Raw genomic sequence first — 12,397 nt, forward strand, 5'->3', positions numbered from 1 at the left:
GAGTGGAGCGGGCCGATGTTCCCCGACGGCGTGTCCGCCTTGCTTTCCCGGGGCTGCCGACGCTGCGGGAAACGATTGCCATTTCGTGTCGGAGACGGAGCATGATGGATAAGCAAAATGGCCACAACAGGAGGACTTTCCTGAAGACGGCGCTGGCGTCCGCCGCGGGAGCGGTTCTACCCGCCGGCGAGAGCCGTGCCGCCGCATTCAGCCGCGACACCCTGCAGGTCTGGTCATGCGGAGGACTCGCCGAGGCTTTCATGCCCGCCAACGCGCTTTTCGAAGGCAGGACCGGGGTAAGAATCGCCTATACCGGAGCGTTTGCCGCAGCGCTCGGCAAGTCGCTCCTGGGCAATGCCAAAACGGAAGTCTTCGGAGGCCGTGTGCTGGACCTTGCAAAAAAGCTCCGGCAGGCCGGCAAAATGGTTTACTTCAAGCCCTTGTGCTTCACCACCTACGTGTTGGCAACGCCGCGGGGGAATCCCGCGCGCGTACAAAGCGTCCAGGACCTTGCACGGCCCGGGGTGAGAGTGATTCTGGCTCCCGATGCGTCCCCGCCGGGAGGTCAGGCCGCGCAGGTTCTCTTGAAGAAGGCCGGGGTGCTGGAACCCGCGATGAAGAACGCGGTAAGCCTCGGATCCTGCGTGCAGCGCACCATGGAAGAACTTGCGGAAGGCAGGGGAGACGTTTCCGTCGTCGAGCTGAGGCTCACCAGGATGCCCGAGTTTCAAGGCCGGGTGGAGATCATTCCGATTCCTTTCGAATTGTTCCCGCCCCCGCCCCTCACATTCACCATCGGGGTCATGAAAGACGCCGAAGATCGTGCTTTGGCCGATCACTACGTGGAATTCATCACCTCCTCCGAAGGACAGGCGTTTTTCGAGCGGGCGGGATTCATTCCCGCCATTTCGGATCGAGGCAGGGAACTGACGGAAAAACTGGGGGTGAAGGATGCCTAGAGACGAAAGCGCCGGGGCGGCGGCCGTTGCGGCGCCGGGTAGCCGCGTCATGCCGCGTCCGGGTCTGAAAGCGTGGCGAAGACTCGGCCAACTGGCCATGCTCGCGGTCGTCGGGCAGTGGTCCTTTTACGGGATTTTCCGTTGTCCCTTCCTGGTTCCTTACATCAGTTGCGAAACCTGCCCGGTGATCACGTGCCATGGGCGGATACTGAGCCTCTTCTGGGGTTTCTGGCTGCTCCTGCCGTTGTCCGTGGTTTTCTTTGGAAGGGCTTTCTGCGGGTGGGCATGCCCCGGCGGACTGGTCAATCAGCTGCTCGGCACTTCGGCGCCGATTAAGTTGCGAGTGCGAAACGTCCTCACACGGTTTGCACCTTTGGGCATGGTCCTGGGCGTTGCCGTCGCGCTTTACGCGTATTTCGCGCTGGGCCAGCCCCGTGCTGCCGTTCCCATCCGCGTGGGCGGTTTTTTCGAATCCGCGGCCCTCACTTTCGAGCATGCCAACACGCTGTGGTTGGTCAGGACCTTTTTCGTGCTCGGATTCCTGGCCTTGGGACTGGCGCTCGCCAACGGCTGGTGTCGTTTCGCCTGCCCCACGGGCGGCGTGCTGGAGATTCTCAAGAGATTCGCCTTGTTCAGGTTTTACAAGACGAGCGACTGCAACGAGTGCGACAAATGCCTGCAGGTCTGCGAAATGGGAACGCGCCCCGCTGAAATGAACTGCAACAACTGCGGCGACTGTCTCGACGTTTGTCCGGCGGACGCGATCCGTTTCGGCAGGAAGAAGTCCGACTAGATGCTCCATGACGCCCCGAGGCACCAGCCGCACAGCCGGCACCCATGTTTCGACGCGGCGGCCGGCCGGTTTTACGGTCGCATTCACCTGCCCGTGGCGCCGCGCTGCAACATCCGATGCGGCTATTGCAACCGGTCCTGCGACTGTGTCAACGAGAGCAGGCCGGGGGTGACGAGTGTTGTGCTCGAACCCGAGGAAGCCGCATCCCGGCTGGAGAAGGCCCTGCGCGAGATGCCTTTCGTCTCGGTCGCGGGCATCGCCGGTCCGGGCGACCCTTTCTGCGAGCCTGAACGAACCCTGAGAACGCTGGAGCTCATCCGGCGCAAACACCCGGACCTGGAGCTCTGCCTGTCCTCCAACGGTCTGAACGTCCGCGACTTCATCCCTGATCTGTCCGGCCTGGAAGTCCATTTCATGACCGTCACGATGAACGCGGTGTCGCCCGACATCGGCGCCCAAATATACACCGACGTCCGGATCGGGCCCGACGTGCTGCAGGGCCGCGATGCGGCGGCGGCACTTCTTGAAAGGCAGATGGAGACCATTGCCGGGTTGAAGGCGAAACATCTTGCGGTCAAAGTCAACACGGTGCTCATCCCCGGAGTGAACGACCGGCACGTGTGTGCCGTTGCGCAATGCGCGGCGAAGCTGGGAGCCGATCTGATGAACCTGATCGGCATCATCCCGCTCCCGGGCACGGCCCTGCAGGATGTCATCCCTCCATCGGCGTCGCACCTCGCCCGGCTGCGGCGCACGGCCGCGGTCTTCCTGCCCCAGATGCACCATTGCCGACGGTGTCGCGCGGATGCCGCGGGGCTCCTGGCCGACGACCGATCGTGCAGGCAGCTCCCTTCGACCCGGTGCTCCACCGCTTCCGCTTGACTGTCCCCCCGGTTTGAAGCATCCTCTCTTCAATCGTACACGAACAAATGACCCGGGGAGGCTGGAATACCGATGACGCGCTACGCCCTTTCGACAATCGTCGTGATGATCGCGCTCCTGGCGACCGGCTGCATCAAACCCAAAATCACGGTCTTCCCGGATGCGACCGAACCCTTGCTGGAACACACTCTGCAGGGCGAGGGCAAGGACAAGGTCCTGCTGATCCCGGTCAAGGGATTCATCTCGGACACGTCTCGAGGGTTCGTTCTGCGTCAAAAACCGGCCATGGTGCAGGAGATCGTTTCGCAGCTCAAGAAGGCGGAGAAGGACAAGACCGTCAAGGCGGTGCTGCTCAAGGTGGACTCGTCGGGCGGGTCCGTGAGTGCAAGCGACATCCTCTACCACGAAATCATGGAGTTCAAGCGCCGCAGCGGGGCGAAGCTCGTGGCGGTGCTGATGGGGACGGCGGCATCCGGCGGGTATTACATCGCTCTGCCCGCGGATAGCATCGTGGCTCATCCGAGCACGATCACCGGATCGGTGGGCGTCATTTTCATCAGGCCGAAAGTCACCGGGCTGATGGACAAGATCGGCCTCGAGGTCGAGGTGGACAAGTCCGGCAGGAACAAGGACATGGGATCCCCCTTCCGAAAAACCACGGCGGAGGAGCAGCAAATCCTGCAACACCTGATCGATGAACTGGCGAGGAAATTCATTGACCTCACGGTGGCTCACCGCAGGCTCGAGCCGGCCGCCCTGGCCGACGTCTCCACGGCGCGCGTCTATCTCGCCGAAGAGGCTCTTCGCCTGGGACTGGTGGACAAGGTGGGATACGTCGACGATGCTTTGCGAGAGGCGCAGACCCTCGCCGGCCTGCCTCCGAACGCCAGGGTGGTCGTCTACCGGCGGGCCGAATACCCCGACGACAACCTGTACAACGTTTCCACGAGCAAATCCGACGGCGGCAGAATCAGCCTCATCGATCTCGGGCCGGCGGATTCCTTCTCGTCGCTTCACAGCGGCTTCTATTACCTCTGGCTCCCCGGAGCGGGCGGCGAATAATACGAAGTTGCGTTCAAGATGGTTCTTTCAAGCACAAAAGAGCGGGGGAATGATTCCCCCGCACCCCCCAAGTTTCGGCCACACGCGCAAGCGCGTGAGGCCGAGTGCTCGGCGCTGTCGGCGACTGGCCGAAGGCCGCCGCCGCAGCGCCACACGGAGCCCCGAAGCGGCTTGGGGGTGTGGGGGATACGTCCCCCACGCTTTTAGAGTATCATTTAGAACGCAATTATCCATGCCCCCTGCGACACCCGCGAAGCATGAAAACAGACTCACCCGGGAATCTATTTTCTAGGTAAATCCGTATAAGGCGCTCCAGGCAAACCTCACCCGGGAAGAGGCCTGGCTCCCGGGGCGGGCGGAGAATAGATGAGAGCGAGGTGCGTTCAAGATGACGCAACATCTGCCCGGCGCGTGGTGACGCGGGCGGGGATAAACCTCGGGGACCGTGCGGATCCGTAGGGTGGGCACGGTTCCTCCGTGCCCACGATCAGGCCGGGCCTCGTGCACCCGCACTCGTCATGATCGCTGCGAAAGCATGCGGCTTTTAACCGGCATCGAGACTTTCAATGTATCTGAGTCTCAGGCTGTCGATGAAGCCTTCGTCGCGGAGCTCGAGGATGGTCCTGTTGATCCGCGCGATTAAAGCGGGGTCCCGAGCGGCGAGCTGTAGGCTCACGGGAATCGCGATCAATTCCTCGGTGAAGGCTTGCCCCACCACTCTCACCTTCTTGCCTTCGGCGCGCATGACTTGAGCGGCGTGCACGAGGAAAGGATAGTCGAACACCGCCGCATCCACCTCATTTTCGAGGAGTTTCAAGTACCCATCGACCGGGTTTTCCACCTGCACGATCTTCTTTGGTCCCAGTTCCTTGACGGAATCATAGCCGGTCGTCCCTTCAACCACCGTCACCTTCTTCCTGGCAAGATCGTAGTAATTGGCGACGGAACCGATGTCGAACCTGTGCGCGACATACTCCCCGACCATTTGAGCGCTGATTACCGACACAACGAAAATGCCGGTGAGCCAGATCGGGACGGCGATCAGCCGCGCCAGCCAAATCCGCGGGACAAGATCGCCGAAACCGATGGTCGTTTTGATGGCAAAAGCGCACCACATGGCTTCGAGCACTCCCGGAATGTAACGCTCGCTCACCAGTGGATTCTTCTTGCGTTCGACGATCCACAGGATGTGCCCGTAGAGGATGTTGAGGACAACGAGCAGGACCACTGCATGCAAGATCGCGGAGGACCACAGGACTCCGGCGAACACCGCGAGGGGGCGGGCCGTTTTGACATTGACCAGGATCCCCTGCCCGGAAACGTAGTAGGGATAGAGAAATTGCATGGAATGCGCGCGCTTGCCCGTCATGGTGACCGTGGCGAGGGCGAAGTCCGCCTTCCCTTCGGACAGCGCCTGCAGGGCTGCCGGGAAGCGACTCGTTTCCTCCAGGTGATACTTGATCCCCACCCGCTGGGCGATTTCCCTCCACAGTTCCACCTCAAACCCGAAGTACTCGCCGTCGGTCGCCCTGCCACAGAAGGGCAATCCGCTCACGAAGACGGCGACGGCATAGTCCTTCTCGTCCTGTGCGCCACGCGCACCCCCCCGCAAAACCGGGACAAGGCATACCGCCACCGCCACCGCCACCGCCGGAATCCACCCCCGCATCAGCCGGTACCGCATCGGTTTCATGGAGCACTCCATCTCAATCTGTCGTTCACCACCCACCCGCATCGTCCGGCACGGCAACCGGAAGCCGGTCCGCTCGGGGGCACCTGCCCGTTCTCGAAAGGTCCGAAAAGTGCATCGCCATCCCCTTGGGTTCGGCGACTCCACACCGGATGCAAGCCGGCAGCAGCCGGGTGTCCCGGGGCCCCCGGCACCAAACCGGACATATCGTCCGGCCCCGGCAACCCGAAGCCCGTGCGCCCGCACAGGCTGAGACCTCAAGACAGCCCGCTGTCCCCGCGGGCCCGACTGCTCACAACAAACGCCGCTCCCCGCGCGAATCTCCATCCGGCCGGCCGGGAACCGCGCCCCGGCAATCGCCCGTCTCGAATTGATGACTGTATTTTGCAGGATTCTTTCATTATACTCCATGAGAATCGTCTCGAATCGGCCGGCAGTTGAAGAACGGTCGCAGCGATGGGTGGAGGCGCAGGCAGGACGGTCCATCGTTTCATGCCGATTTGCGTCCTGCATGGAAAACGGAGCCGGGCGGCATCGGGGCACGTCGCCGAGGGGTCGATTTTCATCGTTCGAGGACGGCCCCGGCACACGAAAATTTTTGGGAAACGCCACGGCCCGGCACACCCTCGCGCTTCGTCGCGCGTTCCCGGCCCGTGCCCATGCGCGGAAAGGTCCCGGGCGCTTCCGGGCGGCCGACACGCCGGCCCCAATCGGGGCGGCGACAGCGACCGTGGAGCAGATTGCGGAAATGAGCCCTGCAACCGTCAACGTCTTGGGAACGAGGTTTGCCTTGCCGCGTTTCGACCTTGTCCGCGTTCATACGTTCTTTCTTCAGACCGTCTGCCGGCTCCTCGCCTTCACCGTGTTCCGGCTGAAGATCGTCGGCCGGGAGAACATCCCTTCGCGCGGTCCCGCGGTTCTGGTCTGCAACCATGTCAGCTACGTGGACTGGCTGATTCTCACAGCGGCCTTCCGGCCCGTGATCCGGTTCATCATGCACCACAGCTTCTTCCACGTGCCGTTGCTGCGCCGCATTTTCAAGGACGCAAAGGTCATTCCCATCGCGAGCGGCCTGGAGAGTCCCGCACTCCTCGAGGCTTCTTTCGAACGCATCGCAGGTGAGCTTGAAAAAGGCGAGATCGTGTGCGTGTTTCCCGAGGGAAGGCTGACCCGGACGGGGAACACCATCTCTTTCCGGCCGGGCGTCGAGCGGATCGTTCGCACCACGCCGGTCCCCGTGATCCCCTTGTGCTTGAACGGCTTGTGGGGGAGCTACTTCAGCCGCAAATACGGGAAGCCGATGAGCACCAAGCCCTTCCGCCGATCTTGGGCAAGAACCCTGCTTGTGGTCGGAAAACCCGTTCCCCCCGGGGAAGTCACCGCGCCCGGGCTGCGCCGAATCGTGGACAGCATGAAGGTGGATTGAAGAAGATGGGAGATTCGCTCAAACGGCGGGAAACCGCGGGCTCGACCCCCGTAGAATTCGACTGCCTCACCCCGAAGACGCGGGAGGAGAGAGTCGACGTGTCCCCCTGCGGAACGGAGGGGTGCTTGTGGGACGAGGAATACTGGTCCGCGGCGGGCATGCCCGAACCGGAAGAAACGTGATGTCGATGCGGAGTTGCCCCTGGCCGGTGCTCATTTCAAGGGTTCGGAACGAGTCGCGACCTGACGATCTCACCCCAGGCGTCGTATCGCCTCACGCAACGACGCAACGGCGCCACGAAAGCCTCCTGCTTACGTCGGGCGACTTCCGCCGGCAGACGCAAAGCCGCTCAACCTGTCGATCTCACCCCGTCGCGCGCGGAGGCGCGACTCCTCTCGTTTCCAGCAGCTCATTCGTTGCGGCGTTGCGCCGTGGCGTGAGAACGCGTTGCGTTGAAAATGCCGGCATCGGGCGGGCGGGCATAAAGCCCGCCCCTTAGTGGGGCGGCCACGACGGAAGAGGCAAGCGCATTGGGACCGTGGGCTGCGCTGTCGCGCAACCCACCCTACGCAACCCAAAAGTCGACAAAGAACACAGTTGCCACGTTTGACGGTCCCATCCGTCCGCACAACGGCAGGGTTTTATCCCCACCCGCGTCACCTACCGCCATGTTTGACCGGCACATCGGTTTGTAGCAAGGGGCGGGGTTTGTCCCGCCGACGGCTCATCGTCCCTGCCGAGGCAATATCGAGGCCATCCGGCGAACTGGTGTTGTGTCATCTTGACCTTGAATCGGTACTATTGAGCCTTGCCCCCGAGGACGGTTGTCCCCGGCGGAACCGTGAAAGTCCGTTGCCCCAACTCCCGGTCCAGCATGAAGAGACCCCCGTGACTGTCCCGGATGAGCTTCAGCTTCTGAACAATGGCATCGGTGCTCGCTTCCTCCTCGACCTGTTCCGCCACGAACCATTGCAGGAAATTGTTGGTGGCGTGATCCTTCTGCTCCATGGCGAGGTTGACCAGGGCGTTGATGAGCCCCGATACCTTCACTTCATGCTGGAAGGCGTTTTCGAACGCGGCGAGCGGCGACACCCAGGTCGAGGGCGGCCCCGGCACGGGCGCCAGGATCGCCTGCTGGCCACGGTCACCGACATAGTCGAAAAACTTCATGGCGTGGGTCAACTCTTCGAGGGACTGGACTTCCATCCACCGCGCGAACCCGGGCAGGCCGATCTTCTTGAAGTGGGAAGCCATGGACAGGTAAAGGTATGAGGAATAGAGTTCCGCATTCAACTGCTCGTTCAGCGCCTTTTCCATTTTGTCGCTCAACATGACCGTTGATCCTTTCCTTGACCGGGTTATCGAGAGTTGCTCCCGCGCCGGTGACGCCACCCGTTCACTCCGGGGGATATCCAGGTCTCCCACCGGAAAACCGCTTTATGCCGCTCTCCTAACGGGCTGCCTTTTCGGCGGCGGGCGGTTCGAGGATGATCCGGCAATCCGCCGCCACCGCTCCCTTGCCCTTTTCGTAGACAATAAACGGATTGATGTCCATCTCCTTGATTTCAGGATGGTTCATGGACAGGTCTGACAGACTCACGAGACACCGCTCGATGGAACCGGTATCGCAAGGCGGTCTCCCCCGGTATCCCTTCAGGATGACGCGTCCCTTGATGCCTTTCACCAGGCGCCGCGCTTCATTGCGCCCGATGGGGGCGAGCCGGAACGCGACGTCCTTGAACACTTCCACGAGCACCCCGCCCAGGCCGAACATGAGCAGCGGTCCATAGCCCGGGAAACGGCTCATGCCCAGAATAACCTCTTCTCCCTTTTCCGCCATCCGCTGCACCAGCACCCCTTCGATCACGGCATTCGGATCGAACCCGGTCGCGTTTTCGATGATCGTGTCGTAAGCCTTTATCACGGCTTCACGGCCCTTGACGCCGATCATGACGCCGCCGGCATCCGTCTTGTGAACGATCTGGGGAGATATGATCTTCATGGCCACCGGCCCGCCCATGCTTTCGGCATAATCGAGCGCCTCCTCACGGCTCTTCGCCGTGAATGTCGGCAGGGTGGGGAATCCGTAACAGCGCAGGATCTCATTGCCGTCCGCATCCGCGAGGTACGTTCTTCCCCGGGATAGGTTCGTGCGAATGATTTCCGCGGCGCGTTCGACGTCGTGCTGGAAGGCGAACTGGGCCAGGTGTTGTCGGCCGGTCCACTTGGAGTATCTGTACAGGGCCGCGAACGCCTGGGCGGCGTGTTCCGGGAAGCGAAACACGGGAATGCCGTTCTCCTGGAGGTGCTTGACCCCCGCCGACACGTCGATGATTCCCATGAAACAGCACAGAATAGGCTTTTGAGACCGCTTGGCGATTTTCACGATGGCTTCGGCCGTCCCCAGTGCATTGGTCATGGATTGAGGGGTCAGGATCACCAGCGCCCCGTCCACGTTCGCATCCCGGATAACCGCCCCCAGTGCGTTTTCATACCGGTCCTGGGAAGCGTCCCCGATGACGTCCACCGGGTTGTGCACATTGGCGGTGGCAGGCAGATGGCTGGCCAGGGTCTCGATGGTCTCCTCCGACAGCCGGGCGAGCTTGAGGCCGGACGTGACGGTCATGTCGGTGGCCACGATCCCCGGACCACCCGCGTTGGTGATGATGGCGACCCGCTTGCCGTTGGGAATTTTCCTCCCGGAAAACGCCTCGGCGAAATTGAACAGCTCCTCGATGGACTCGGCGCGAATGATCCCCGATTGCTGGAAGATGGCCTCGTAGATCCCTTCCGATCCCGCCAGCGACCCGGTGTGCGAGGCCGCGGCCGCGGCTCCCGCCGACGTGCGCCCCGACTTGATCACCAGGATCGGCGTGGGACGCTCTCCCGACGTCATCTCCCGGACCTCCTGGATGAAATCGGCGCCGCGCCGCAGCTCCTCGAGGTAGATCATGATCACTTCCGTTTCCTTGTCCTTGTGGAAATAGCGGAGCAGATCCAGTTCGTCCACATCGGCCTTGTTGCCGATGGAAATGAACTTGGAGAACCCGAAATCCCGGTCCGCCGCGAAATCGAGCACCGCCGTGCACAGCGCGCCGCTCTGCGAAATGAAGGAAATCTCGCCGAAGGCGGGCATGCGGGCCGAAAAGCTGGCGTTGAGCCTGACCGCGGGATGAGGATTGATGACGCCCAGGCAGTTGGGGCCGACCAGCCGCATCCCGGCCTCGCGGCAGATCGCGGTGATCTGCTCCTCGATCTTCCGTCCTTCCCCGCCGACCTCCTTGAAACCCGCCGACACGATCACGATTCCTTTGATTCCCACCCGCGCGGATTCCATCACCGCCTTCAGGGCCTCCGGCGGAGGGAGAATGATGATTCCGAGGTCCACGGGATCCGGAATGTCGGAAATCGCGGGATAGGCACGCACGCACTGGATGGACTTGGCCGTTGGATTGACGGGATAGAGCGTTCCCTGGTAGTTCCCCTTGAGAATGTTCACGAAAATGTCATGACCGACTTTCCCGGGTTTCGTCGAAGCTCCGATAACGGCAACCGACTTTGGGGCAAAAATCGCATCGAGCTTATCCATCCTGTTTCTCCTTTTCCCTGGACCTGTCGAATAATGATCGGCGCGCAGCGGGATGAGCCCCGCAGGAAGACGTGTCGCTTTCAAAATCAAGGTGAAGTGTCGTCTGGAGGGAGCGAACCCCTCGGAGCCCGGGCGGATCGAACGTACTCGCCGCTTCCCGGGACAGGAATCCGTTGTCTGCGGCCCGGCATCGCCGATCCGAGCCGGGCTTTGCCCTGAGCTTCCGGTTTGCACGAACCCGCGCCGCCCCGGGCGCCGCCCCCGGAGGCGCGCCGGGTATCCTCCCTCAGGCAGGCGCGGGGCAGGAGGCTCCGGGCCTGTCAACCGTCCATGATCTTGATGTGAACTTTGCGGGTCCTCGGACCGTCAAATTCACAGAAGAAGATGCGTTCCCAAGTCCCCAGCACCAATTGCCCCCCTTCGATGATGACGTGGACGCTGCCGCCCATGAGAGCCGTCTTGACGTGAGCCGCCGAATTGCCTTCGGAATGCCGCCAGGCGCCCTTCCAGGGGACGAGTTTGTCCAACGCGGCCAGGATATCCACGACCACATCCGGGTCCGCGCCCTCGTTGATGGTGATTCCCGCCGTGGTGTGCGGCACATAGACGATGCAGCAGCCTTCCTGTACGCCGCTTTCACGCACTTTCGCCGAAACCGACGGGGTGATGTCCACCATTGCGCTGTGCGCGGGCGTTTTGACCGTAACCGTGGCAATCATCGGGTTCCCCTTTCCTTCCGGCGTCAGGGCAGGATCAGACCGGATTCCGTCATGCGTTCGCCTCCGGGCTCTTGCTCCTGTTGCTTGAAATCGTCCGGCCAGCAGCGCTGCATGGAAGCGATCACGACGTCCACAACCACGGGGTTTTCACTCGCATTTGCCCCGGTGGCGAGGTGCCGGGCAATGATCCAGGCGTCCATCGCCTCTTCCACTCCCGCCTCGAGCCTGGCGAACATGGCCTGTTCCTCGAAGAAGCGCCGGAACAGCTCCCTCTTTCTGCCCACGCACAATTCGTCCGCGGCTTTGCGGAATGCTTCCTCGATGCGCTCCTTCTGTATCTCGGGAGGAACCATAAGAAGGGGGTTTTCCAATTCCTGGATCTTCTGCCGGTAGAATGCCAGTTCGTCCCTCGTGAAAACCAGCCATCCGATGTCCGTCCTCTCCAGCAGCCGTGCGCCGTTCACCTCGCGCACCCTGACCTCGGGCTGTTCTACTGGCGGCATCATTTCATAGACGTAGGGCGGCTTTTCCGGATCGTGGAAAGGCCTGAGCAGTCTCTTTGCCGCTTCGACGTCCGAATCGGCCACTTCTCGCCCGTGAAAATCCAGCATTTCGAACAACAGCCGCGCGGCATGCCGAATCGGCACCTCACCCGGTTTCTTCCCCGCATGGGAATCGATCTTCTGAAGATACTCGCGATAGAGACGATTGGACGTCTCGCTCACTTTCACGCTCAAATGGTCGAAGCTGCCCTCGGCGATTGCGGTAACCGCCATCGGCATGGACTGGTCGTCGGCGGGAATGAGCGCCGAAACCAGCCAGAAGCCGTCCGGAACGAAAGTCACGTGAGCCAGGGGTCGCCTCACTTCCCGCCGGATGAGGACCACCTGCCCGGGCTGGTCTTCGTCCCGTTCGACCATGAGCCCTTTTTGAGAAAACCGGTAGGCGGCCTGTTTGACGACCTTGCGGTACGGCCCGCTTTCCACCAGATTCCGGAAGGCGAGGAAAGCCCTGAATCCGACTTCCGTGGGCGGTCTGCCGACCCGGTCGATCAGGGCGGCCGCCATCTTCTCCCGGCCGCCCAGGAGCGAACGCAGGGATTCGAGGTAATTGTCGAGGGTCTCGCCCTCCGGGCTCTGCACCGACAGCCGGTCCAGGATCATCTGCAGCTCGTCGGATTCCTCCGCGGACAACCCGACCCCCGTTTCCTTTTTCCTGGTATCTTTTTTTCTGTTTGCCATGAATCTGAACGCCCACAATGAGAAAAGCCCCATCAC

11 protein-coding genes are annotated in these 12,397 nt (G+C 61.9%); 6 read left to right on the plus strand and 5 right to left on the minus strand.

Annotation, left to right across the window (positions count from 1 at the left end):
- Nucleotides 1-101: 101 nt before the first annotated feature.
- The 4 genes from SFUM_RS10135 (at nt 102) to sppA (ending at nt 3,696) form a co-directional block, all read left to right on the plus strand.
- Nucleotides 102-959, plus strand: a complete 858-nt coding sequence (locus SFUM_RS10135) for a substrate-binding domain-containing protein (RefSeq protein WP_011698814.1) — start codon at nt 102-104, stop codon at nt 957-959.
- A 49-nt stretch (nt 960-1,008) separates the two neighbouring features.
- The gene (locus SFUM_RS10140; protein ID WP_011698815.1) at nt 1,009-1,752 is read left to right on the plus strand and encodes a 4Fe-4S binding protein; all 744 of its coding nucleotides are present in this window, start codon (nt 1,009-1,011) and stop codon (nt 1,750-1,752) included.
- Complete coding sequence (locus SFUM_RS10145; protein WP_011698816.1) at nt 1,753-2,634, plus strand: radical SAM protein; 882 nt, start codon at nt 1,753-1,755, stop codon at nt 2,632-2,634.
- A 72-nt stretch (nt 2,635-2,706) separates the two neighbouring features.
- Complete coding sequence (gene sppA / locus SFUM_RS10150) at nt 2,707-3,696, plus strand: signal peptide peptidase SppA (protein ID WP_011698817.1); 990 nt, start codon at nt 2,707-2,709, stop codon at nt 3,694-3,696.
- A gap of 544 nt (nt 3,697-4,240) precedes the next feature.
- Here sppA and SFUM_RS10155 read toward each other — a convergent pair.
- Nucleotides 4,241-5,389: a transporter substrate-binding domain-containing protein gene (locus SFUM_RS10155; RefSeq protein ID WP_011698818.1), complete on the minus strand. Its 1,149-nt coding sequence runs from the start codon at nt 5,387-5,389 to the stop codon at nt 4,241-4,243.
- 745 nt (nt 5,390-6,134) lie between these two features.
- On the opposite strand from SFUM_RS10155, the gene SFUM_RS23320 reads away from it, so the two are divergent.
- Together SFUM_RS23320 and SFUM_RS10165 are read left to right on the plus strand one after the other, a co-directional pair.
- Nucleotides 6,135-6,812, plus strand: a complete 678-nt coding sequence (locus SFUM_RS23320) for a 1-acyl-sn-glycerol-3-phosphate acyltransferase (protein ID WP_011698819.1) — start codon at nt 6,135-6,137, stop codon at nt 6,810-6,812.
- 5 nt (nt 6,813-6,817) lie between these two features.
- On the plus strand, nt 6,818-6,994 hold the full coding sequence (locus SFUM_RS10165; RefSeq protein ID WP_167321335.1) for a hypothetical protein: 177 nt from the start codon (nt 6,818-6,820) through the stop codon (nt 6,992-6,994).
- 616 nt (nt 6,995-7,610) lie between these two features.
- On the opposite strand, the gene SFUM_RS10170 is transcribed toward SFUM_RS10165, so the two are convergent.
- From SFUM_RS10170 to SFUM_RS10185, 4 genes are all read right to left on the minus strand, one after another.
- Nucleotides 7,611-8,144, minus strand: coding sequence for a ferritin (locus SFUM_RS10170; RefSeq protein WP_011698820.1), 534 nt, complete (start codon nt 8,142-8,144; stop codon nt 7,611-7,613).
- A gap of 118 nt (nt 8,145-8,262) precedes the next feature.
- A complete protein-coding gene (gene acs, locus SFUM_RS10175) occupies nt 8,263-10,401 on the minus strand; it encodes an acetate--CoA ligase alpha subunit (RefSeq protein ID WP_011698821.1) in 2,139 nt (712 codons plus the stop codon).
- A gap of 320 nt (nt 10,402-10,721) precedes the next feature.
- The gene (locus SFUM_RS10180; protein ID WP_011698822.1) at nt 10,722-11,120 is read right to left on the minus strand and encodes a secondary thiamine-phosphate synthase enzyme YjbQ; all 399 of its coding nucleotides are present in this window, start codon (nt 11,118-11,120) and stop codon (nt 10,722-10,724) included.
- A gap of 23 nt (nt 11,121-11,143) precedes the next feature.
- Nucleotides 11,144-12,361 (minus strand): hypothetical protein, encoded by a 1,218-nt coding sequence (locus SFUM_RS10185; protein ID WP_150109476.1) that lies wholly within the window; start codon nt 12,359-12,361, stop codon nt 11,144-11,146.
- Nucleotides 12,362-12,397 lie beyond the last annotated feature (36 nt).

The organism is Syntrophobacter fumaroxidans MPOB (assembly GCF_000014965.1).
GTDB lineage: Bacteria > Desulfobacterota > Syntrophobacteria > Syntrophobacterales > Syntrophobacteraceae > Syntrophobacter > Syntrophobacter fumaroxidans.